The organism is Nitratireductor kimnyeongensis, from assembly GCF_019891395.1.
Taxonomy (GTDB): domain Bacteria; phylum Pseudomonadota; class Alphaproteobacteria; order Rhizobiales; family Rhizobiaceae; genus Nitratireductor; species Nitratireductor kimnyeongensis.
Genome location: NZ_CP078143.1, coordinates 2,922,204 through 2,944,327, shown reverse-complemented (window position 1 = coordinate 2,944,327; position 22,124 = coordinate 2,922,204). Strand labels below are relative to the sequence as shown.

At 60.8% G+C, this 22,124-nt stretch carries 24 protein-coding genes; 10 read left to right on the top strand and 14 right to left on the bottom strand.

Translation table 11 applies throughout. From position 1 onward, the window contains the following. The first annotated feature begins 6 nt into the window (after positions 1-6). Positions 7-204, top strand: coding sequence for a hypothetical protein (locus KW403_RS13990; protein ID WP_223020072.1), 198 nt, complete (start codon positions 7-9; stop codon positions 202-204). 274 nt (positions 205-478) lie between these two features. Here KW403_RS13990 and KW403_RS13985 read toward each other — a convergent pair whose 3' ends face one another. From KW403_RS13985 to KW403_RS13965, 5 genes are all read right to left on the bottom strand, one after another. Then, positions 479-862, bottom strand: coding sequence for a VOC family protein (locus KW403_RS13985; RefSeq protein WP_223020071.1), 384 nt, complete (start codon positions 860-862; stop codon positions 479-481). Positions 863-942: 80 nt separating this feature from the next. Further along, positions 943-1,869: a glycine--tRNA ligase subunit alpha gene (locus KW403_RS13980; RefSeq protein ID WP_223022571.1), complete on the bottom strand. Its 927-nt coding sequence runs from the start codon at positions 1,867-1,869 to the stop codon at positions 943-945. 97 nt (positions 1,870-1,966) lie between these two features. Beyond that, on the bottom strand, positions 1,967-2,680 hold the full coding sequence (locus tag KW403_RS13975) for a TylF/MycF family methyltransferase (RefSeq protein ID WP_223020070.1): 714 nt from the start codon (positions 2,678-2,680) through the stop codon (positions 1,967-1,969). Positions 2,681-2,744: 64 nt separating this feature from the next. Beyond that, positions 2,745-4,808 (bottom strand): tetratricopeptide repeat protein, encoded by a 2,064-nt coding sequence (locus KW403_RS13970; protein WP_223020069.1) that lies wholly within the window; start codon positions 4,806-4,808, stop codon positions 2,745-2,747. A gap of 134 nt (positions 4,809-4,942) precedes the next feature. Further along, complete coding sequence (locus KW403_RS13965) at positions 4,943-5,956, bottom strand: polyprenyl synthetase family protein (RefSeq protein WP_223020068.1); 1,014 nt, start codon at positions 5,954-5,956, stop codon at positions 4,943-4,945. A gap of 180 nt (positions 5,957-6,136) precedes the next feature. On the opposite strand from KW403_RS13965, the gene KW403_RS13960 reads away from it, so the two are divergent. The 8 genes from KW403_RS13960 (at position 6,137) to KW403_RS13925 (ending at position 12,244) form a co-directional block, all read left to right on the top strand. Beyond that, positions 6,137-6,376, top strand: coding sequence for a putative signal transducing protein (locus KW403_RS13960; protein ID WP_223020067.1), 240 nt, complete (start codon positions 6,137-6,139; stop codon positions 6,374-6,376). Further along, positions 6,369-7,151, top strand: a complete 783-nt coding sequence (locus KW403_RS13955) for a tRNA1(Val) (adenine(37)-N6)-methyltransferase (RefSeq protein ID WP_223020066.1) — start codon at positions 6,369-6,371, stop codon at positions 7,149-7,151. Before KW403_RS13960 ends, KW403_RS13955 begins: the two co-directional genes overlap by 8 nt. 83 nt (positions 7,152-7,234) lie before the next feature. Beyond that, on the top strand, positions 7,235-8,110 hold the full coding sequence (locus tag KW403_RS13950) for a S49 family peptidase (protein ID WP_223020065.1): 876 nt from the start codon (positions 7,235-7,237) through the stop codon (positions 8,108-8,110). Positions 8,111-8,159: 49 nt separating this feature from the next. Then, positions 8,160-8,345 carry an NfeD family protein gene (locus tag KW403_RS13945; RefSeq protein WP_223020064.1) on the top strand — a complete coding sequence of 62 codons (186 nt, stop codon included), beginning with the start codon at positions 8,160-8,162 and terminating at the stop codon, positions 8,343-8,345. A 40-nt stretch (positions 8,346-8,385) separates the two neighbouring features. Beyond that, positions 8,386-9,282, top strand: a complete 897-nt coding sequence (locus KW403_RS13940) for a 4-(cytidine 5'-diphospho)-2-C-methyl-D-erythritol kinase (RefSeq protein ID WP_223020063.1) — start codon at positions 8,386-8,388, stop codon at positions 9,280-9,282. Further along, positions 9,260-9,814, top strand: coding sequence for a molybdenum cofactor biosynthesis protein B (gene moaB / locus KW403_RS13935; RefSeq protein ID WP_223020062.1), 555 nt, complete (start codon positions 9,260-9,262; stop codon positions 9,812-9,814). Before KW403_RS13940 ends, moaB begins: the two co-directional genes overlap by 23 nt. A gap of 335 nt (positions 9,815-10,149) precedes the next feature. Beyond that, positions 10,150-11,304 carry a PA0069 family radical SAM protein gene (locus tag KW403_RS13930; protein ID WP_223020061.1) on the top strand — a complete coding sequence of 385 codons (1,155 nt, stop codon included), beginning with the start codon at positions 10,150-10,152 and terminating at the stop codon, positions 11,302-11,304. 220 nt (positions 11,305-11,524) lie between these two features. Next, a complete protein-coding gene (locus KW403_RS13925; RefSeq protein WP_223020060.1) occupies positions 11,525-12,244 on the top strand; it encodes a ribonuclease HII in 720 nt (239 codons plus the stop codon). A 283-nt stretch (positions 12,245-12,527) separates the two neighbouring features. Here KW403_RS13925 and KW403_RS13920 read toward each other — a convergent pair whose 3' ends face one another. The 8 genes from KW403_RS13920 to KW403_RS13885 all read right to left on the bottom strand — a co-directional run bounded on the left by KW403_RS13920 (position 12,528) and on the right by KW403_RS13885 (position 18,874). Beyond that, a complete protein-coding gene (locus KW403_RS13920; RefSeq protein WP_223020059.1) occupies positions 12,528-13,007 on the bottom strand; it encodes a F0F1 ATP synthase subunit B in 480 nt (159 codons plus the stop codon). A gap of 9 nt (positions 13,008-13,016) precedes the next feature. Next, complete coding sequence (locus KW403_RS13915; protein ID WP_223020058.1) at positions 13,017-13,598, bottom strand: F0F1 ATP synthase subunit B; 582 nt, start codon at positions 13,596-13,598, stop codon at positions 13,017-13,019. A gap of 65 nt (positions 13,599-13,663) precedes the next feature. Further along, the gene (locus KW403_RS13910) at positions 13,664-13,888 is read right to left on the bottom strand and encodes a F0F1 ATP synthase subunit C (RefSeq protein WP_065816112.1); all 225 of its coding nucleotides are present in this window, start codon (positions 13,886-13,888) and stop codon (positions 13,664-13,666) included. A 127-nt stretch (positions 13,889-14,015) separates the two neighbouring features. Further along, the gene (locus tag KW403_RS13905) at positions 14,016-14,765 is read right to left on the bottom strand and encodes a F0F1 ATP synthase subunit A (RefSeq protein ID WP_223020057.1); all 750 of its coding nucleotides are present in this window, start codon (positions 14,763-14,765) and stop codon (positions 14,016-14,018) included. A 39-nt stretch (positions 14,766-14,804) separates the two neighbouring features. Beyond that, on the bottom strand, positions 14,805-15,158 hold the full coding sequence (locus tag KW403_RS13900) for an AtpZ/AtpI family protein (RefSeq protein WP_223020056.1): 354 nt from the start codon (positions 15,156-15,158) through the stop codon (positions 14,805-14,807). A 245-nt stretch (positions 15,159-15,403) separates the two neighbouring features. Beyond that, on the bottom strand, positions 15,404-16,588 hold the full coding sequence (locus KW403_RS13895) for a cell wall hydrolase (protein ID WP_223020055.1): 1,185 nt from the start codon (positions 16,586-16,588) through the stop codon (positions 15,404-15,406). A gap of 169 nt (positions 16,589-16,757) precedes the next feature. Then, positions 16,758-18,188: a ribosome biogenesis GTPase Der gene (gene der, locus KW403_RS13890; protein ID WP_223020054.1), complete on the bottom strand. Its 1,431-nt coding sequence runs from the start codon at positions 18,186-18,188 to the stop codon at positions 16,758-16,760. A 20-nt stretch (positions 18,189-18,208) separates the two neighbouring features. Next, positions 18,209-18,874: a tetratricopeptide repeat protein gene (locus tag KW403_RS13885; protein ID WP_223020053.1), complete on the bottom strand. Its 666-nt coding sequence runs from the start codon at positions 18,872-18,874 to the stop codon at positions 18,209-18,211. A gap of 215 nt (positions 18,875-19,089) precedes the next feature. On the opposite strand from KW403_RS13885, the gene KW403_RS13880 reads away from it, so the two are divergent. Continuing rightward, positions 19,090-20,079 carry a polysaccharide deacetylase family protein gene (locus KW403_RS13880; RefSeq protein ID WP_246637791.1) on the top strand — a complete coding sequence of 330 codons (990 nt, stop codon included), beginning with the start codon at positions 19,090-19,092 and terminating at the stop codon, positions 20,077-20,079. 58 nt (positions 20,080-20,137) lie between these two features. On the opposite strand, the gene KW403_RS13875 is transcribed toward KW403_RS13880, so the two are convergent. Beyond that, complete coding sequence (locus KW403_RS13875; RefSeq protein ID WP_223020052.1) at positions 20,138-21,727, bottom strand: BCCT family transporter; 1,590 nt, start codon at positions 21,725-21,727, stop codon at positions 20,138-20,140. Positions 21,728-22,124 lie beyond the last annotated feature (397 nt).

The following is a 22,124-nucleotide window of genomic DNA, read 5'->3' as shown; positions in this document are numbered from 1 at the left end:
AGAACAATGACAGCCGCCCCCGCTCTTCTTCATTCCATCGCGCTCAGCGCCTGCCTGATCCTTCAGGCCATGCCGGGCAGCACCGAACGCCCCTCAGGCATCCGCCGCGCCCTGCAAACGCTTTCGGCAGAGCAAAGGGAGCCCCGCGCCATGGCTGTTTCAGCCGAAGCTCTGCATCCCGCAGGTTCGATCGCCCCAGCCTGACGGTTTTCGGGATGGTCGTGCGTGGTTCGACAGGCTCACCATGAGGAGCGGATTTGCCTCAAGCCTGCCTTTACGCTCTCCACCGCCTCCCACCGCCCCCTCATGGTGGGCCTGCGGGTCGTCCGGCACGCTTGATTGCCTCCTGCCGGCCACCACATCCTTCATGGTGAGCCTGTCGAACCACGCACGAGGGCGATACAACGGGCTTCGCGCAACGCTCTCGAGCGCGCCGGGACTGTTTCCTTCGTCTGTTTGCCCCTTCCAATCCTGAGCGCTAAGCCGGATCGGCAGGCGTCATCCAGCCGATCATCGCGCCACCCGGCTCGCGCAGAACGGCGATGCGGCCAATGCCCGGCACATCGAAGGGTGCGCGCAAAACTTCGGCGCCCTTTCCCTTCGCGTTTTCCAGAAGCGCGTCCACGCCGTCGACCGCCAGATAAGGCATCCAGTGTTCCTCGACACCGTCGAAATCTGGTCCTGCCATGGGGAAAAGCCCTGCAACCGGCGTGTCGCCGACCTTAGCGATCCAGTAGGTCCGTCCTTCCCCCATGTCCATGCTGTCAAAGGTCCAGCCCACCGTGTCCGCGTAGAAGGTCTTCATCTTCTCCGTGTCGCGGGTCATCAGTTCGTTCCAGTGGAAACAACCATGCTGTGTCATGATTTCCTCCCTTGGCCCTTTACGAAAAACGGGGCGCATCCATGATACGCCCCGTCGCCGAAATCACCAAAGGAGATCGTTCAGGCCGCTGCCTTCTCCGCGCCGCCCGCATCCGTCTTCAAAAACGCCTCGCCACAGGCCTTCGCCAGTTCCCGCACGCGCAGAATATAGCTCTGGCGTTCCGTTACCGAGATCACGCCGCGCGCATCGAGCAGGTTGAAGACATGGCTTGCCTTGATGCACTGGTCATAGGCTGGGAAAACGCATTTGTGCAGATGCCCCTCATCTGCCGGAGCGCCGGCTTCCAGGATGGCGCGGCACTCGGCCTCGGCATCCTTGAAATGCTGAAACAGGATGTCCGTATCCGCATATTCGAAATTGAAGCGCGAATATTCCTGCTCCGCCTGCAGGAATACGTCGCCATAGGTCACCTTGGCGTCGCCCTCAAGCCCGTTGAAGTTCAAGTCATAGACATTGTCGACGCCCTGCACATACATGGCAAGCCGCTCCAGACCGTAGGTCAGTTCGCCGGCAACAGGCGCGCATTCGATGCCGCAGACCTGCTGGAAATAGGTGAACTGCGAAACCTCCATCCCGTCGCACCAGCACTCCCAGCCAAGGCCCCAGGCGCCCAGCGTCGGGCTTTCCCAGTCGTCTTCCACGAAGCGCACATCATGCGTCGCCATGTCGAGGCCGATGGCCTCCAGCGAGCCGAGATAGAGCTCCTGCAGGTTGGACGGGTTGGGCTTCAGGATCACCTGATACTGGTAATAATGCTGCAGCCGGTTCGGGTTCTCGCCATAGCGCCCGTCGCTTGGCCGGCGCGAGGGCTGAACGTAAGCCGCGTTCCACGGTTTGGGCCCCAGCGAGCGCAGCGTCGTGGCCGGATGAAACGTGCCCGCGCCCACTTCCATGTCATAGGGCTGCAGGATGACGCAGCCATGCGCGGCCCAGTAATTGTGCAGGGTCAGGATAAGTCCCTGAAACGAGCGCGTGGGGTGCGTGATGGGCAGATCGGTGCTTGTCGCGGTCACAATGCTTCTCCGGATGGTGCCGGCACGTCCTATTCCGCGCCCCGGCAAGCGTCAAGGCGCAGAGCGTTTTTCATGATGCACGCTTCCTGATGACAGCGTGCGGCAGCGTCCGCTCCAGCAGCAAGGAGGCATCCTCGGCCAGCACTTTGTCCACCGCGTTTCGGCACCCCTCATAATCGTTGTAATCGTCGACGATCACCACCCCGCCCGGGCTCATGCAGCGGGACACCGATGTGAGGCAGAAGAAGACCGGATCGTACCAGTCGCAGTCAATATGCACGAGGCGGAAACGGTCGCTCTCCGAGGGTGAAAACGTCTCTTGAAACAAGCCTTTGCGCAGGATGATCGACTGGTTGTCGACCCTCAGCCCATATTTCTCGAATGATGAGACGACCCGGCCAAACAAGTCATCCACGTACCCGTAATATTCGCCATCGCGAATGCCGGTCGATTTCCCCTCGGCAATCACCTTGAACCGACTGTGGGCATCCGCGCCATCGTCATCGGTTGGCGGGGGGATCCGGCCGAACACGTCGAAGCCGAGAAATCGGCGTTTGCCCCGACTTTTGGCCAGCACAATCGCAGATCCGCCCAGCGCCATGCCGAACTCGGCAATATCTCCTGGAACATCTTGTGCCACCATGCGCTCAAGCTCGGCATTGAGCGATGCCATGCGCTCGAGCGGCAGATAGGTCAGCCCGTCTTTCATCACGTCCCGAGCAACGGGCGGCAAGGACAGGATCAGTCTGCGTTTGGCGATCGATCGCCCCAGTTTCTGAAACATCCCCACGTTTAATCCGCCCGTTTTTATCGTGAAGGAAACCCGAAAACTCTAGCAGTTCACAGTCTCACTGATCCTGGGGAGGAAGCCGAATTTCCTGTCCGGCCCGAAGCAGATCGGGATTGCGCTGAAGATCCGGATTGACGGCCAGAATATCGCGGAACCGCTCGCCGTCGCCCAATTGCTCGACAGCGATGGACCAGAGGGTCTCACCATCCTTGATCGTGTAAAACGCGTCACCCGTAGCCGTCTTCTCCGGGGGCTCGACCGCCTTGGTTTCGGTCTTAGGCTCTTCGGAGGCTTCCGGCTCTGCGGGCTTCCCGGCAGTTGGTTTTTCGGGCGTCGCCGTCCCGTCGGCGATCACTTTCTCCGGCGTCGAAGCCTCAGCCAGTTTCTTCGGTTCGTCGTCAGGCAAACCTTCCTTCAGCTTCTTTTCCACCTCGGCGAGCAATTCAGGCTCCGGATCGAGGTCGCGCGCATGCGACCATTGATAGGTGGCTTCCAGCTTGCGGCCCGTGCGCCAATAGGCGTCGCCAAGATGGTCGTTCAGAACCGGGTCCTCGGGACGCAGCGAAACCGCGCGCTCGAGCTCCTTCGCCGCTTCCTCGTAGCGGCCAAGCCTGTAATGCGCCCAGCCGAGCGAATCGACGATGTAGCCGTCATTGGGGCGCAGCTCGACCGCTCTGCCGATAAGCTCCAGCCCCTCTTCCAGCTTCATGTTCATGTCGACCCAGGAATAGCCCAGATAATTGAGCACCTGCGGCTGGTCGGGATAAAGCTCCAGCGCCTTGAAAAAATTCGGCTCCGCCTTCTCCCATTCCTTCAACCGCTCATAAGCGATGCCGCGCTGATAGAAGAGGCTCCAGTCTTCGCGTTCCGGCTCGGCAATACGCTCGACCGCCCGATCATAGACATCGGCTGCAGCGCGATAATCCTTCTGCACCGCATAAACGCGACCCAATGACAGATAGGCACGAATATCATCCGGGTCTTTCTCAATGGCTGCATTGAGATAGGTTTCAGCCTCCTCGTGCCGGTCGAGATCGGCCAGGTTCAGCCCTGTCTGAAGCTCGGCCAGACGGCGCCAGGGCGAGCCGGGTTTGATCCGGTCATAAAAGCTGATGGCCTTTTCCGGTTCACTCTGCTGTTCTGCCAAGGAGGCAAGCTGGACCAGGATATCATCATTGTCCGGGCTCAACGCCAGCGCATAATTCAGGTAGAGCTTCACAAAAGGCTCGCCGCCACCGCGATTGAGAGCAGTGGCAATGTTGAGCAGAATTTCCGCAGCTCCGGCGCGTGGATCGGGGACAGGAAAGGTGACGGCGTCGCCAGCCTCGATCTTCTCGCGCAGAATTGTCGTGGCAGCGCGGCCGGTGATGTATTTCTCGCCATTGTCAAGCGCTGCGAGCGCCTTCTCCCTCTCGCCGCGTTCGGCCAGCCAGGAAGCATAGGCTTCAGTCGCGCGCATATAGGTGTCCGGCCCGGCAGATGCCGCTGTCACATCGCGCAACAAGGCATCGAACGCCGTCTCCGCTTCGGCATTTTTCCCACTCTGTGCGAGCATCAACGCGCGATGATAGGAGCGGAACAAGCGATACCAGTCCGGTCCGTCGAGTTCTTCCAGAGTTGCCAGGGCCTGATCCGTCTGCCCCTCCTGTCCCATCTCCGCCCAAGCGGACATGATCGACGTGATCAGGCGATCGAGATCCGATTCCAGGACCAGTTTCAGCCAGTTCTCGGCCTGTGCATAGTTTTCATCGCGCAGCGCATCGACGGCGAGCCCCAGCCGTGAGAAACGTTCCATTTCAGGAACGGATTTGAGCGCACGAGCGTGGGGCAGCGCATCGTCGAAGCGCCCTTCGGCGACCAGCGCCAGAAGCAGGCTCTGCTGAATCGCCTGATTGTCGGGTTGGAAGGCGAGAGCCCGCTCGTAATAATCGATGGCGCTCTCGAAATCATTGTCCGCTTCAGCGGCACGCGCGGCCAGGAATGCTCCGGAGAACGAGGAAATCGCGATCAGATCACGATCATCGGCGCCGCCCTCCTTCGCCATCGCAAGCTGAGGCGTGAACGCGAGGAACCCCGCAAGGCCGACCGTTGCCAACAGTCCCGAGTTGAAGCGCTTTCTCATTGACCATCCCGCTGCATACTTGTCCTCATCTCTTCTTCCTCCGCCGAAGCGAAGAGGTAGGGAATCCCTGCTTTCCTCGCAGACAAGCATGGCCTTTTTGCGGAAACGCTTCAACGAGAACTGTTCCCCTGCTATCAGGTCACGCGGCTGATGCAGAAATCAATCACGTCGAGCAACGCGTCTTTCTGCGGTGCCGGCTTGAGTGGTGCCAGCGCGTCACGGGCGATTTCGCCAAAATGGCGCGCCCGTCCGATCGTGTCGCCGATGGCGCCATGCTTGTGCAAAAGACCGATCGCCTTTTCGAGCGCCGCATCGTCGCACTGATTGTCTTCAATGGCACTTTTCCAGAAGGCCCGCTCTTCCGGGCTGCCGCGGCGGTAGCTCAGGATCACCGGCAGGGTCACCTTGCCCTCGCGGAAATCGTCGCCCACATTCTTGCCGAGATCCGAGCTCTTGCCGCCATAGTCGAGCGCATCGTCGACCAGTTGGAAGGCGAGGCCGAGATTGGTCCCGTAGGAGCGCAGCGCGGCCCGGTCGTTGCGGGTTGCACCGGCTACCACCGGCCCCACTTCCGCCGCTGCCGAGAAGAGTGCGGCCGTCTTCGCCTTGATGACCGCCAGATATTCGTCCTCGGTCGTCTCCAGATTCTTGGCGACGCTGAGCTGAAGCACCTCGCCCTCTGCAATCACGGAGGCTGCGGTCGACAGGATATCCAGCGCGTCGAGCGATCCGACCTCGACCATCATGCGAAACGCCTGACCGAGGAGGAAATCGCCCACCAGAACGCTGGCCTGGTTGCCCCAGATCATGCGCGCCGTCTTGCGGCCCCGGCGCAAATCGCTTTCATCCACCACGTCGTCATGCAGCAGCGTGGCCGTGTGCATGAATTCCACGCTGGTGGCGAGCTTCACATGCCCTTCGCCCTCGTAACCAAACATCTGTGCGGCAGCGAGCGTCACCATGGGGCGCAGGCGCTTTCCGCCGGAATCGATGAGATGCTTCGCCAGTTCAGGGATGAGTTCGACATCCGAGCCGGCCTTCGAGAGAATCAGCTCGTTAACGCGCGCCATTTCGTCGGCCGTCAGGTCCATAAGGCTTGCGACGGAGGCTGCGCCACGCTTGCCATCGAGATTCAACACTACACCCACAGATGGTCCTCCAATCACGACCAGACACGGTCAGGAAATGACCCGACCGAAACACCCAAACTTTCCGGGCAATCTAGTGCCCAGCCCCCATAAGGGGCAAGCGGCGAATGCGCACGGGGCATGCCCCTGCCGAACACGAAGTCGTTTACAGGGGTTGCGCAAACTGTCAACGTCGCGCCCATGATCGAACTTATCCGAACCAATGATCCCGTGGTCATTTCCTTCGTGGAAAGCCTCCTGCGCGATGCTGGCATCGCCTTTTTCGTCGCCGACCAGAATATGAGCATCATGGAAGGCTCGCTGGGAATATTGCCGCGGCGCATCATGATCGACGAGGATGACCGCGCCGCGGCCCGGCAATTGCTGAAAGATGCCGACATCGACCATGAAGTCCGCTTCGATGATGAAAACAATGCCTGACACGCGTGCCGAAACGAGGCACAGCGTCGATTCCTTCCATCGCGATGCTTTCCGGCTCGTCCAACCCTCCGGACGCGGGCATCGCTCGGGGGTTGATGCGATGCTTCTCGCCTCTGCCCTTCCCGGAAACCTGGAGGGCGCGGTCGCCGATCTCGGCGCTGGCGCGGGTGCTGCCGGTTTCGCGGTCGCCGCCCGCTGTTCCAAAACCCGCGTCACCCTTGTCGAGAATGCCCCGGAAATGGCCGAATGCGCTCGCCGCACCATCGCGCTGCCGGAAAACGCCGCCTATTCCGACCGCGTGCGCCTGATCGAGGCAGACGTCACGCTGTCTGGCGATGCCCGCGAAAAGGCGGGCCTTTCGCGCAATGCCTACGCCGCTGCCATCATGAATCCACCCTTCAACAGCGCCAGCGACCGCGCCACGCCGGATGCGCTGAAACGGGCGGCCCATGTGATGGACGACACGCTTTTTGAAACCTGGCTCCGCACGGCGGCCGCCATCTGTGCTCCCGGCGGGCTTCTGGCGCTGATCGCCCGCCCCGCCTCGCTGTCGCCCATTCTCCAGGCGCTCGAGGGCCGTTTCGGAGGCGCCCGCATCGTCCCGGTGCATGGCCGCGCCGGCAACCCGGCGATCCGCATCCTCCTGCGAGCGCAGAAGGGCAATCGTGCCGGCCTGACACTCGAACCACCTCTTATCCTGCGCGACGCCAACAATCAGGTTACAGACCGTGCCGAGGCGCTCACCAATGGCCAGGCAGTCCTTTTCGGCGATTGACCGGCCGGTGCCATTGCACGGCCCGCGCAAATGCCTACATGCTCACAAGCAATAAAATCCGTTCTTCTGGAGTGAGCACGCCCTTGCGACGCCTTGTCAGCCGCCTTGTCCCCAAAAAGTTCCGCGGTGATGCCGTCACCATTCCGGTGATCCGGCTGTCCGGCGCGATCATGCCGTCCAACAGCCTGACGCGCCAGAACCTCTCGCTCGCCACTACCGCGACCGTGATCGAGAAGGCGTTTGCCGTGCCCGATGCGCCGGCCGTTGCCATCGCGATCAATTCGCCGGGCGGCTCGCCGGTGCAGTCGCGCCTCATCTTCCGCCGCATCCGCGATCTGGCGGAGGAGAAAGACCGAAAGGTCTTCATCTTCGTCGAGGATGTGGCCGCGTCCGGCGGTTACATGATTGCCGCGGCGGGCGACGAGATCATTGCCGACCCTTCCTCCATCGTCGGCTCCATCGGCGTCGTGTCCGCCGGCTTCGGCTTTCAGGAGCTTATCAAGAAGATCGGTGTCGAGCGCCGGGTCCACACGGCCGGCCAGAACAAGGCGATCCTCGATCCGTTCCAGCCGGAAAAAAAGGAAGACGTCGAGCGTCTGAAGGCCCTGCAGCTCGAAATGCACGAGATGTTCATCAATCTCGTCAAGGAGCGGCGCGGCGGCAAGCTCGCCGATGATCCGGAGCTTTTTACAGGCGCCTTCTGGACAGGCAAGCGCGCGTTTGAACTCGGCCTGGTCGACGGTCTCGGCGACATGCGCTCCGTTTTGAAGGAGCGCTACGGCAAGAAAACGAAACTCGCGCTCATCACCCAGCCGCGCGGCCTGTTCGGTCGCAAGCTTGGCATTTCCAGCAGTGCCGGCAGCATTCCGGATCTGGGTGCCGCTATCGCCGGCAATGCCGCTACGGGCCTGATCGAGGCTGCCGAGGAACAAGCGCTTTGGCGCCGTTTTGGACTTTGACGAGGCGCGCCCGGGCGTTAAACTCGCGCGCGAAACCGGAGGATCGACAATGCCGCAACTGATCTTCTTTGCCGCGGTCGGCGTGGTGGCCTATGTCGGCTACCGGCGTTTCGTCCGCGAGGCAGAGCGTGTCACCGCAAAGGCGCGGCGCGCGCGCAAGGAAGCGGCGAATGGCAGCATGGGCACGCTCGTCTACGACCCGAAGACGGGCGAATACCGCGTCGCCAAGGACTGATGTCGCCAAGGACTGATATTGTAGACAGAAGATGCACAGCATGATCGCCTCAGCCAAGGTGAATCTTGCGCTGCACGTCACCGGACGGCGCGCGGATGGCTATCATTTGCTGGACACGCTCGTGGCCTTTTCCAGCGATGGCGATCTGCTCGAGGCGGAGGATGGATCCGAAGACGATTTCTTCGTCTCCGGTCATTTCGCAGCCCATGTCCCCATCGGCGAGACCAATCTCGTCACCCGCGCCCGCGATCTTCTGCGCGAAAAATTCGGAGAAGCGGCCCGCGCTCCCGTTCACCTGCATCTTGAAAAGAACCTGCCTGTTGCCTCCGGCATCGGCGGCGGCTCGGCCGATGCGGCTGCCGCGCTCAGGCTTCTCGTCCGCCACTGGCAGATCGACATCGACGAGGCTACGCTGGCCCGGCTCGGCCTCAGCCTCGGCGCGGATGTCCCCATGTGCCTGGCATCGAAACCGCTCGTTGCGCGTGGCATTGGCGAAGCGCTCGAGGAACTGCCGCATTTCCCCGCCCTGCCGCTCGTTCTCGTGAACCCCAATATCCCGCTCTCCACACCCGAGGTCTTCTCCAGGCTTGAGCGGCGCGAAAATCCCCCCCTCTCGCCCCTCGGCGCATTCACCGACACGGTGTCTGCCGCCCATTGGCTGAAGGAGGCGCGAAACGATCTGGAAAAACCCGCCTGTCAGATCGTGCCCCAGATCGAGGAGGCGCGCGATGCGCTGAAGGAAGCCAATGCGCTTTTTGCCCGCATGTCCGGCTCCGGCGCCACCTGCTTCGGCGTCTTTTCCACCCGGCCCGGGGCGGATCAGGCTGCGGCCCTTCTTCAAGAGCGCCATCCCGACTGGTTTGTCCTTGCCACCGAAACACGCTCCCCCGTTCCCACGCAAGCCGAGAACGCTCATGTCCAGCACGCCCGTGCGTGAATTCATTCCTGTCCGCTTCGCGGTGCTGACCATTTCCGACACGCGCGGCCTTGAGGACGACCGCTCCGGCCAGACCCTTGCCGAGCGCATCGATGAGGCCGGCCACACGCTCGCCGATCGAAAGATCGTCGCAGACGATATCGCGGCCATCCAGATGGCCGTCAAATTGTGGTGCGCCGATCCCGGGGTCGATGCCGTCATCACCACGGGTGGCACCGGCTTCACCGGGCGCGACGTGACGCCCGAGGCGCTGGAACCGCTGTTCGACAAGCGCATGGACGGCTTCTCGCAGGTCTTCCATCGCATCTCCTTTGAGAAGATCGGCACGTCCACCGTCCAGTCGCGCGCCACGGCGGGGCTCATCGACCAGACCTTCGTCTTCGTGTTGCCCGGCTCCACCGGCGCCTGCCGCGATGCCTGGGACGGTATCCTGAAAGACCAGTTCGACTACCGGCACATGCCGTGCAATTTCGTGGAAATCATGCCGCGCCTTGCCGAGCATCTGAAACGCGGCGGCGGCAAGTCCGCCTGATCCCTTCCTGACCTTGATAACCTGAAGCATTTTGCAGTCAGGTGGAATCACCTGACGTCCACGCAAATGCGGAAAAACAGACAGATAGAGCGGAGCAGCGTTTCCGTGAAACGGTGAACCGCTCTGAAAGCTGCGGCACCGTCCCCGCTGCCCTTTTCGCACGCCTGTGGAAAACTCGCACGCCTCGATTTCGTCAAAAGTTCTTGCTTTGTTCTCATTCCTCGAATAGGAATAGATTCATCGGAAGCGACGCTGATTCTGCTTTCGGCTCTAGGGTCAGAACTTGGCCCCGCGTCCTGGAAAGTCAGCGAAATCGCTCAGTCATGGAGCAAGCCATGGAACAGATTGTGAGAGCAGATGCAGCCGCCTTCAATGGCGGTGGGGCCGCGACAGCCAACACGGTCATCGACCGGTCGGGCATTCGCATCGATTCCGAGCGTCGCCGGGGTCGGGCAGCGGGCATCAACCCGTCTGGCCGCTATGAACCGGTCTCCCGCCATGTCTTTGACGATGGCTGGGGCTCGCTTGAGGAATTGCCTCCTTTCAAGACCGAGGTTCAGGTGGAGAGGCCGCGCACCATCATCACGCGCAACACCTCGCCCGACATCTCCTTTGACCGCTCCATCAATCCCTATCGCGGTTGTGAGCATGGCTGCGTCTATTGTTTCGCCCGCCCCACCCATGCCTATATGGGCCTGTCGGCAGGACTGGACTTTGAGGCGAAGCTCTTTGCCAAGCCCGATGCCGCACGGCTTCTGGAGCGCGAGATTTCCAAACCGGGTTATCAGCCACGGACCATCGCCATCGGCACCAACACCGATCCCTATCAGCCCATCGAGAAGAAATACCGCATCATGCGCGAGATCCTCGAAGTGCTGGAGGCGCACGGGCACCCCGTCGGCATCGTCACCAAATCGGCGCTCGTCATGCGCGATATCGACATTCTCTCCCGCATGGCGGAGAAGGGATTGGCCAAGGTCGCGCTTTCCGTCACCACGCTGGACCGCAAGCTGGCACGCACCATGGAACCACGCGCGGCGACGCCCGCGCGGAGACTGGAAGCCATCCGTGCGTTGACCGACGCCGGCATCCCCACATCCGTGATGTTGGGCCCTGTCATTCCCGGCCTCACCGACTGCGAAATCGAGCGCATTCTGGAATCCGCCGCCACAGCCGGCGCGCGCGAGGCGGGTTATATCATTCTGCGTCTTCCGCTGGAGGTCAGCCCCATTTTCAAGGAATGGCTTCTGCGCCACGCGCCCGACCGCTATCGCCACGTCCTGTCGCTGATCCGCTCCATGCGCGGCGGCAAGGATTACGACGCGGAATGGGGCAAGCGCATGAAGGGCACCGGCCCCTATGCCTGGCAGATCGGCAGGCGCTTCGAGATCGCGGCAAAGCGGCTCGGGCTCAATCAGCAAAAGCGCAAGCTGAGGACGGATCTGTTCAAACAGCCCCAGCCGGGAGGCGAACAACTCATGCTGCTTTGACAGTGTCTTGCCGGATCCGCCCACTGCTCCGGATTCCGTATCGCAGATCAAAGCGTCGGAGCGGCACCACGTTTCCGTGAAACGTCGCCTTTCCCGACAGCACATCCTTTCCGTCCGGCTTGCATCCCCGTAGCCGACGGTCGCTTCCCGGCCCATCCGCCCCCCTTGTTGCCGGGAGGCCCTTGCGGAGAATCGGAAGCGATGCGAGCATCGCCGCACCATGGCTCGCACGCGTTCCGATTCTCCCACTCTTTTTGATCTGCCCGTTCGCCCCGACTTCCAGATGGAGGCCGCTCTCCTGCGCGAGGGCCTGGCCCCCGTGGCAGGGCTCGACGAGGCAGGCCGCGGGCCGCTTGCAGGCCCTGTTGTGGCCGCCGCCGTCATTCTTGATGCAAACCGTTTGCCTGAAGGGCTGGACGATTCCAAGCGGCTGTCTGCCGAAGCGCGCGATCGGCTCTTCCAGGCGATCATCGAGATGGCCGTCAGCGTCTCTGTCGCGTCCATCTGTGCGGCAAGCATAGATCGGTCCGACATTCTTCGCGCCAGCCTTGAGGCCATGCGCCGCGCTGCCACCGGGCTGTGCGTCACGCCGCTCTTTGCGCTCGCCGATGGCCGCGACGTGCCGCCGGGGCTTTGCTGTCCGGCGCGCGCGGTGGTGAAAGGCGATCAACGCAGCCAGTCAATCGCTGCCGCCTCCATCGTCGCCAAGGTCACGCGGGATCGCATGATGACGCGCGCCGGCGGCGTCACCCCCGCCTACGGTTTCGAGGCGCATATGGGTTATGGCACCAAACGCCACCGCACAGCCATAACGGAGCACGGCGCGTTGTCGCGCCTGCACCGGATGAGCTTCGCCCCGTTGCGGCACCTTCGCATCGACAATACAGCCTCCGGTGGGCAAACCGTTGCGCAGTCACTGGAGCAACTGACCGAAGGGTGAAGCCATTGAGCCCTGGACCGCCTGAAACCACCTGTCATGTGGTGAATTCCCTGCCCGCACATTTCCGCTCAGAATGTCATACCGCCCGGTGTGACACGACATCTCTTACAGACTGATCGCGCCGCAATTGTCGCGCATGGTCGCCTCATTGACGTTACGCTCGACATATCTTGCTTGCGCCGGCGCGACACCGGCGTCGAATGGCATCAAGTGACAGAAACCCACACAAAAAAACGCCGCCGGAAACCGGCGGCGTTTCAAATGTCAACTTTGCGAAAGCCGATTAGTTCAGCTTTGTCTTCACGTCCTGCAGTGCGGCCTTGAACAGATCTCCGCCGGTCTTGGCGTCAACCTTGTCGGCAAGAATGCTGCGCGCAGCTTCCACCGCGAGGTCCACAGCGCTAGCGCGAACCTCGTTCACCGCGTCCTGCTCGGCCTGTTCGATCTTCTGTTCGGCAAGTGCCGTGCGACGGGCGACATATTCATCCGTCTTCTGCTTGGCTTCCTTGACGATCAGTTCCGCCTCGTGCTTGGCGGCGCTGACGATCTCCTGCGCCTCCTGCTCGGCTTCCTGCCGCTTGCGCTGATATTCAGCGAGCAGTTGCTGCGCGTCCTCACGCAACTTGCGCGCTTCGTCCAGCTCGTTGCGGATGCGCTCGGCACGCCCGTCAAGCGCGCCGTTGATCATGCCGGGCACCTTGAAGTAGGCAAGGATACCCAGGAAGATGATCAGGGCAACAAACGCCCAGAATGTCGCGTCCATGGCCCTCTCCTACTGCTTGACGGACTTGACGGCGGCCTGCACCGCGGTCTTGTCGAGACGGCCGCCGACCAGTTCCTGAACGATGGACGCTGCCGTATCCTCGGCAATCGTTCCAACGTCCTTCATGGCCGTTTCCTTGATCGAGGCGATGCGCTTTTCGGCCTCGCCCAGCTTGGCGTCGAGCTGCTTCTCGATCTCACGACGTTCCGCATCCGCTTCCGCCTTGGCGGCGTCGCGGGCTTCCTGGCCGATGACATTGGCCTTCTTGCGGGCGTCAGCCAGTTCCTGCTCATAGGCAGCAACCGCTTCATCCGCCTCTTCCTTCATCCGCGCCGCCTGGTCGAGATCCTGGGCAATGCGGTCACGCCGCACTTCCAGAATACCGCCGATCCGCGGCAGCACAACGCGCTTCAGGAACAGGTAGAACAGCCCGAAGGTGATCGCCAGCCACAAGATTTGCGACGGAAATGTGGACGAATCGAAAGGCGGGAAGCCGGCCTCGTGTGCGCCGTCAGACGCAACGCCGGTTTCCGAATGGGTCGCTTCCGCGGCGTCTTGCGCCGAGGCTGCGAATGCCGATGCCACAAACATTGTCTACCTCTTTTAAAACCGGCCGGACGCCCGAAAGCGGCCGGCCACGCACACGAAACGCGCGCTTAGGTGAAGAGGAGGAGCAGAGCGATGAGCAGCGAGAAGATGCCGAGAGCTTCCGTAACGGCGAAGCCGAAGATCAGGCGGCCGAACTGGCCGTCTGCTGCCGACGGGTTGCGCAGGGCGCCCGAAAGATAGCTGCCGAAGATGTTGCCGAGGCCGAGCGCTGCACCGGCCATGCCGAAACAAGCGATACCGGCGCCGATAGCCTTTGCTGCTTCTACTTCCATTTTAAAACTCCTTGTGATCGCGGATTTGCGTGTTTTCTTCAGACTTGGCGGAAACCGCCGGTGAAACCTGTTTTCCTCTGACCGGCCCTTGAGGCCGGAACGAAGCCGATCTTTTCAAACCTCTTGATCAGTGGCCGGGATGGACGGCGTCGTTCAGATACATGCAGGTCAGAACGGCAAAGACGTAGGCCTGCATGAAGGCGACGAGGAATTCGAGACCGGTGATCGCCACGGTCATGATGAGCGGCAGAATGGCACCGGCCACACCGGCCGCGCCAAGCGCGCTCATGGAGGTGACGAAGCCGGCAAAGACCTTGAGCGTGATGTGTCCTGCCAGCATGTTGGCAAAGAGACGAACCGAAAGGCTGACGGGGCGCGACAGGAATGACACGATCTCGATCAGCACCACCAGTGGCACCACCACACCGGGAACGCCCTGCGGCACGAAGAGCTTGAGGAAACCGAAACCGTGCTTCCAGAAACCGTAGACGACAACCGTTCCGATCACCATCAGCGCGAGCGCGAAGGTGACGATGATGTGGCTGGTCACAGTAAAGAAGTAAGGGAAAAGACCAAGCAGGTTGGCCATCAGGACGAACATGAAGATCGAGAACACGAACGGGAAGAACCGCATTCCATGCGAGCCCGCCGAATCTCTCAGCATTGAGGCCACGAACTCGTAGCTCATCTCCGAGATCGACTGCAGGCGGCCGGGCACCAGGCCACGGCTCGACGTCGTCAGGAACAGGAAAGCCCCGGCAGCGACCACCGTCGCAACCATGAAGGCGGAGGAATTCGTGAACGAGAAATCCAGTCCGCCGACCTCAATCGGAATCCACTTGGAGATCTGGAACTGATGGATCGGATCGTTGGCCACCTGGCCCCCCTCACTTCTGGTCTGGCGCCCGGGCGCCGTTTACTTCTTCTCAGGATCCCGCGCATCATCCGATGAGCGGATCCCAAATTCAGCAACAAGTCCCGCCGAGCGCAGGACATTGAGAACACCTGCCCCGAAACCGAGGAGCAGGAAAATGATCAGTCCCCAGGGCGACGTTCCGGCAAAATGGTCAATGAACCATCCAAGAGCAGCGCCGACACCCACGCCGGCAATAAACTCACTGGACAGTCTGAGTGCCTGTGCGGCACCCGCCATATCGCCCTTCGTCTTCCCCTCACCGCCGTCTTGCTTCGCCGGTCGTCTGTACGCGAGAGCCTTTTCCAGATCGGCGCGCCGGCGCTCCAGGTCGTCCGGCTGATCCTTGTCGGCCACCGCAATCTCCGTACCGGGTTTGCTGGTCAGCGGCTATCCGCTTGAAAGTCGCGCGCAACATAGTGAGCGCCCACGCCCCAGTCAAGCCGCTGTTGCGCACACATGCAAAGACAAAAATATATTGAAAAACAATAAGATGAGCAGATGCGACAATGCGCGCAGCGGCAAATGACACGATGAAAGCGGGAATCGCGGCGAGTCCTGCCGCTTTTCAGACCTTCATTTGAGTGATTTCACCGCCCTTATCAGTTCCAGCCACCGCCATAGGTGCGATAGAAAATGTGCTGGCCGATCTTTTTCATGCGTTGCATGGCGTGTGCCCAACGCGGGTTCACATAGGTCGCGTGATAATGGGTGGAAGAGCCCACTTCCGGCAGCCAGATCTTACCGGCGGTCGTGGCCATGGCCACTTCCTGCGCCGTCTTGAAATGCCCCGGGCTGGCGACGCGGTCACGAATCCCGTCGCAGGCGAATGAAAACTGGCAACGATTGCGCCATTTCTCGTTCTGGTAAACGACACCGCAGATCGTGTTCGGATAGGTGGGATTGCGCACGCGATTGAGAATGACCTGCGCCACCGCAGCCTGCCCCTTCACGGATTCACCGCGCGCCTCGAAGTAGATGCCGGCTGCAAGACATTGCTGCTCGCTTTTCGAAAACGCCGTTTCGGGTAGAGGTTGCCGCGCCCAGGGATGATCCTTCGCATCGACCGGAGGAATGAACCGCCCGCCTGCCGGCTCCTCTTCGCGCAGGATGCTCGCAAATGGCGAGGCTTTCGCATAGTCGGGTTTCTGCGGTGCATAAGCGGTGGCAAGAATGTCAGGCTGATCGTTGTTGACCAACTCGGCGATCGCGCGTGGCAGCGTCGGATCGGCCTTCTTATCCTTTTTCATATAGAACGCCGAGGCGATGCGCACTTCCTCGCCCTTGATGTCGGGATCGACAAACGCCATCAGCTTCTGGTCGGGTTTCGGCTTCTCAAGGAGGAAACTGGTTTTTTCGAAGATCGTGCCGGCTTCGAAAAGCTTCGGCGGCTGGACCGGAACGACCTGAACAAGCCGTCCGGTCTTTTCCGCGCGATTGATGCGATCTTCGTCCGGCGTTGTGCCGGTGAACCCTTTTTTGCCGCGGAAGGCGATCTTGCCGATGCCGGGTGCAGCCATTCCCGATCCGGAAATGCTGCCCGTCTTCAGATCACCATCCACAAAGGGCATCTCTGCCTGATGGATGGAACCGGCGACGGATTTTTCCACGAAGGCGGCCCAGCGGGGACCCGCGCCCTCTTCTCCGGAAACCAGCCCGGCCATATCCTGATGCGCGACAATGCCCGGAAACCCGATCCAGAACCCCAACGCCACCAAAGCTGGCGCCAGGAAGGAACGCGATTCATCAACCGCCTTGCGCGGTACTCTTCCACTCCGACGAAGCACCCACACTCTCCGCTACGCAACTCAACCCGATTTCCAAAACCATATTTGGTTAACCTTGATCACTGGTTAACAGGTCGAGCGGTCTTGCTGGCGAAGCAGCAAAAGCAAACGAAAACGGGCCTTGCGATGCAAAGCCCGTCCTCTTCTGAACTCATTGTGGATACCGCCCTCAGCGGCGTTTCTTCGCCCGCCCCGCATAGGGGTTGTCGGAGGTGCGCAGCGCCACACGGATCGGAACGCCATAGAGATTGAAGGTCTCGCGCAACCCGTTCATGAGATAGCGGACATAGGATTGCGGCATCGCTTCAGGCCGGGAGCAGGAGACCACGAAGCCCGGTGGCCGCGTCTTGATCTGCGTTATGTACTTCACCTTGAGCCGGCGTCCGGCCACGGCCGGCGGCGGATGCTGTCCCGTCGCGCCTTCCAGCCACCGGTTGAGGCGGCCGGTTGAAATTCTGCTGTTCCAGGTGCGGTGCGTCTTCTCCACCGCCTCCATAAGCTTGTCGAACCCGCGCCCGGTCTCCGCAGAAATGGGAACGGCCTGCAGCCCGCGCACCTGTGGCAGAAGCCGCGCCGTCTTCTCGTGGAGCTCGGCGAGGGTCTCCTGCCGGTCCTCGATCAGGTCCCATTTGTTGAAGGCAATGACCGGCGCCCTGCCCTCGCGGATGATCAGATCGGCGATCTGCAAGTCCTGTTTCTCGAAAGGGATGGTCGCATCGAAAACCACGATCACCACTTCGGCAAAGCGCACGGCGCGCAGCCCGTCGGAGACGGAGAGCTTTTCCAGCTTTTCCTGCACGCGGGCCTTGCGGCGCATGCCAGCCGTATCGAAGAGCTTGATCTTGCGGCCACGCCACTGCCAGTCGACGGAAATCGAATCGCGCGTGATGCCGGCTTCGGGGCCCGTCAGCATGCGTTCCTCGCCGAGAAGCGCATTGATCAGCGTCGATTTGCCTACATTCGGTCGCCCCACGATGGCAATCCGCAGCGGTTTCGAAGAATCGTAGACCGCCTCTTCTTCCGAATCGGGCTCGATGTCCTCGCCGACGGCAATCTCGTCCGTTGAGACCACCAGATCCTCCGGATCTTCCGCCAAGGCCCGATCCTCGCCGAGCGCCTCGACGATGGCGTCACGCAGATCGGACATGCCGAGACCGTGTTCTGCCGAAACCTCCACCGGATCGCCCAGCCCCAGTTCCCATGCGTCGAGAACGCCGCTGCGGGCTGCATTCACGTCCATCTTGTTGGCGACCAGAACGACCGGCTTGCCGCTGCGGCGCAGAAGATTGGCAAAGGTTGCATCGTCGGGCATCACACCGGCGCGGGCGTCGATCATGAAAAGCGCAATGTCCGCCTCGTCGATCGCCTGCTCGGTCTGAGCGCGCATGCGACCTTCCAGCGTTGGCGCTGCAGCGCTTTCCAGCCCAGCCGTGTCGATCACCTCGAACTTGAGGTCCTGAAGGCGGGCAGGATGGGAGCGGCGGTCGCGCGTGACACCGGGCGTATCATCGACAATGGCCAGGCGACGGCCGGCAAGTCGGTTGAACAGTGTCGACTTGCCGACATTCGGCCGGCCGATGATTGCAAGCTTGAAGGCCATTTTGGCTCACCGGTCTCCGGCTATTCCGCCGGGCTCGAGCCGAGAATCAGCTCAATCATCATCTCGGCGCGCTGGCGGGTGTTGCGGGGTGCCTCGGCATCGCCGGAAATCTGCTGGAAAAGCTGAAGCGCGTCATCGCGCTTGCCTTCCTTCCATGCTGCAAGACCAAGCGCCTCGCGCGCCGTGTGGCGCAGGGCGTTTCCGTCCGCCGTCAATGTCTCAACGCGAGCTGAAACATCGGCATAGGATCCGTGATCCACCAGAAGAAGCCCTGCCCGCAGACGCGCGATATCCGCGATCACGTCGGTTACCGACCGGTCCGCGGCAATCGCATCGAACGCGGCCACGGCACCTTCCGTGTTGCCATCGGCGGCCAAGACGGTGGCCGAACGCATGCGCGCCAGGAGCGGATAGGAACCATAGCCACTCTCTTCCAGTTCACCGAAAGCGGCGAGCGCGTCATCGTTCTCGCCCTGGCGTGCGAGCTCAAGTGCCTGCGAAAAAGCATCGCCCGAGGCATTTGCACGAGAGGATGTCCAACGCTCATAACCGACATAGCCGGCAGTGGCGACGACGAGGAGAACGGCGGCACCAATGGCAATGGGGCCGAAACGGCGCCATAGAGATTTGAACTGATCCTGGCGAAGCTCTTCATTGACTTCGCGAATGAAACTGTCGTCGGACATATGCGACCCATGCTTGGCGGGCATTTTCCCGCGCTTTTTCCGGTTCCCGGCTTTTTAGACGAAATTTGCCGCCATGGAAGGGGGGGCTGCCATTTCGTCTCGATTCTGTTGCTTCTCCACCAAAGCCCGTTGCCGTAAATCGAGATTGCTTTCCAAACTCGGCCATATTTGGCCGATAACGCTGCCCTGCAAATTGCATAGCGGATTAAGTGATCATGCTCAAATTTCTCTGCGCTGGTGCTGCGGCACTCGCGTTGACAGGTTCCTGTTTTGCCGGGAACACGACAAAGACGGCAACGCCGCAATACGTGATCATCTCCTTTGACGGTGCCCTGCATCTGGAACAGTGGGAGCGCAGCCGCGCGCTTGGCAGAGAAACAGGCGCACATTTCACCTATTTCCTTTCCTGCGTTTATCTCCTGTCTCCCGAAACACGCAAAGCCTATCAGGCGCCGGGCATGGCCCGCGGCCGTTCGAATGTCGGCAGCGGGTATTCTCGCGAGGATGTCGAAGGCCGGCTCGGTCAGATCTGGTCCGCCCGTGCCGAGGGGCACGAACTGGCAAGCCATGGCTGCGGTCATTTCGACGGAAAAAGCTGGAGCACGAGCGATTGGGCGCAGGAGTTCGATCAATTCGCGACCATTGTCGCCGATGCCTGGAAGCTCAACGGGATCAAGGGTGAACCCGACGGTTGGCAGGATTTCGCGCGCAAGGAAATACGCGGATTCCGAGCGCCATACCTTTCAACAAGCAAGGGACTGTTCAAAACGCTCGAAAAGAAGGGGTTCGCCTACGATGCGAGCGCCGTTTCACGCGGCCCCGTTCTGCCCAGAACCCGCAATGGCGTCGCGCATTTTTCTCTCCCGCTGATACCGGAAGGTCCACGCGACAGGCAGGTCATTGCCATGGACTACAATCTTTATGTCCGCCACTCCGGCGGCAAGGAGAAGCCGGAGGCAGCGTCCGCGTTTGAGCAACGGGCCTATGATGCCTTTCTGGCGACGTTCAACAGGGAATACAAGGGACGCCGCACCCCGGTCCAGCTCGGCTTCCATTTCACCCTCATGAACGATGGCGCCTATTGGAACGCGCTCGAGCGCTTTGCGCGAGAGGTTTGCGTCAAGGACGATGTGGAATGCCTGAGCTACCGTGATTACCTGGCTGCCATTTCCGAAACCGATAGCCCGGCCCAGGATGGAACCTGATGTATAGAGCCTCGGCCTATCTAGCCGAGGCTCATCTTCAACGCATTTTCGAGCCCGATCAGTTCCCGACTTCCCTTTCATGCCGCAACGCCTTGAAGGTGCTATACAACATGACGGTCAGCAGGATCGCAAAGGGGAAGCCTGTCGCGATTGCCCCGGCCTGAAGTGCCGCCAGCCCACCGCCGAGCAACAGAACGATTGCGACCAGCCCCTCGAAAATCGCCCAGAAGACACGCTGCGCTATCGGCGCATCGATCTTGCCGCCGGCCGTGATCGTGTCGATCACCAGCGAGCCGGAATCCGACGACGTGACGAAGAAAACGATGACCAGAATGATGCCAATGAGCGAGCTCACGCCGGCGAGCGGCAGGTCGGCCAGCATGGCAAACAGCGAAAGCTCCGGCACGTAATCAACCACCGTCTCCTGAACGCCCGTGTATCCCTCGGCCAGAAACTGTTCCATTGCCGTGCCGCCGAAGGTGGTCATCCAAAGGATCGACACAAGGGTGGGAATGATCAGAACGCAGGTGATGAATTCACGCACCGTCCGCCCCCTGGAAACCCGGGCGATGAACATGCCCACAAAAGGTGACCAGGAAATCCACCAGGCCCAGTAAAAGGTGGTCCAGCCATGCATGAAGCCGGTGTCCTCCCGCCCGATCCAGTTGGAAAGGGACGGCAGTTCCTTCACATAGTTCAATGTGTTGGAGAAGAAACCAGTGATGATCGCCAGCGTGGGACCGAAGATGATCACAAACAGAAGAAGAAGAATGGCGAGCACCATGTTGACCTCGGAGAGGCGCTTGACGCCCGCATCCAGTCCCGCCACGACCGAGACCAGCGCAATGCAGGTGATCCCCATGATGAGCAACACCTTGATCGTGTCCGTGTTCGGAACGCCGTAGAGCTCGTTCAAACCAGCAAGCGCCTGCGAGGCGCCGAAGCCAAGCGAGGTTGCCAGACCGAAAAGCGTTGCGAACACTGCCATGATATCGATCAGATGACCGGGCCAGCCGCGCACCCTCTCGCCCAGAATCGGGTAGAATGCCGAGCGGATGGAAAGCGGCAATCCCTTGTTGTAGGCCGCAAGCGATAGCGACAGCGCCAAAACCGCATAAATCGCCCAGGGATGAAGTCCCCAGTGAAAAATGGTTGCCGCCATGCCCATTTCACGGGCTGCCGGCACCGCGCCCGCCACGAGTTCGCCATCGGCCAACGGTGCCTCCAGACCAAGCGGGGGGTTGTTGAAATGATACATTGGTTCGAGCACGCCGAAGAACATCAGGCCGATACCCATGCCGGCCGCAAAAAGCATGGCGAACCAGCCGGAATAGGAATATTCGGGTACGGCATCCTTGCCACCCAGCCTGACTTTGCCCAGCGGGGTTACCGCTACAACAATGCAAAACAGAACGAACAGATTTGCCGACAGCATGAAAACCCAGTCAAAGGTCGACGTCAGCCATACTCGCAGTCCGCCAAGGGCACTCCCCGACGCTTCCTGAAACATCAAGGCGACGATGACGAATGCGATGATGAGAACGGCGGAAACGAAGAAAACGGGATTGTGAACGTCGAGACCAAGCAGTCGAATATTGTCCTGCCCGGGTTCCAGCCCATGGTCCTCCTCAACGATTTCATTTGACATGACTCACTCCATATCTGTCCGAGGCTGGAAGCAAATGACAGAATGGCCGTCCGTCCCCGGAACATTCCTCCACACTCAGGACCGTGAACCAAAACACATCACCGCACATGGTCTGTATGCGACCTTGTCCGTGCGGATTGAGACCAGACTCACGCAAATCGATGGCGGAAGGAACCCTGTCTTGCCAGGCTTCCGCCCAGAAAACGCCCAATTTTGCCCTCGCGGCTTGGAAATATCACCGAATCCAAGGGCTTTTTCACACAACAAGGCGAGAAATCGACACAAACTGCGCTTGTGTCCCGGACTTTTGCCGGATTTTATGTCCATGTTATACGGCTATAGGGACACCTTTACCTGCATAGCTTCAGACGGAACCAAATCGATGTCTGCGGCTTAT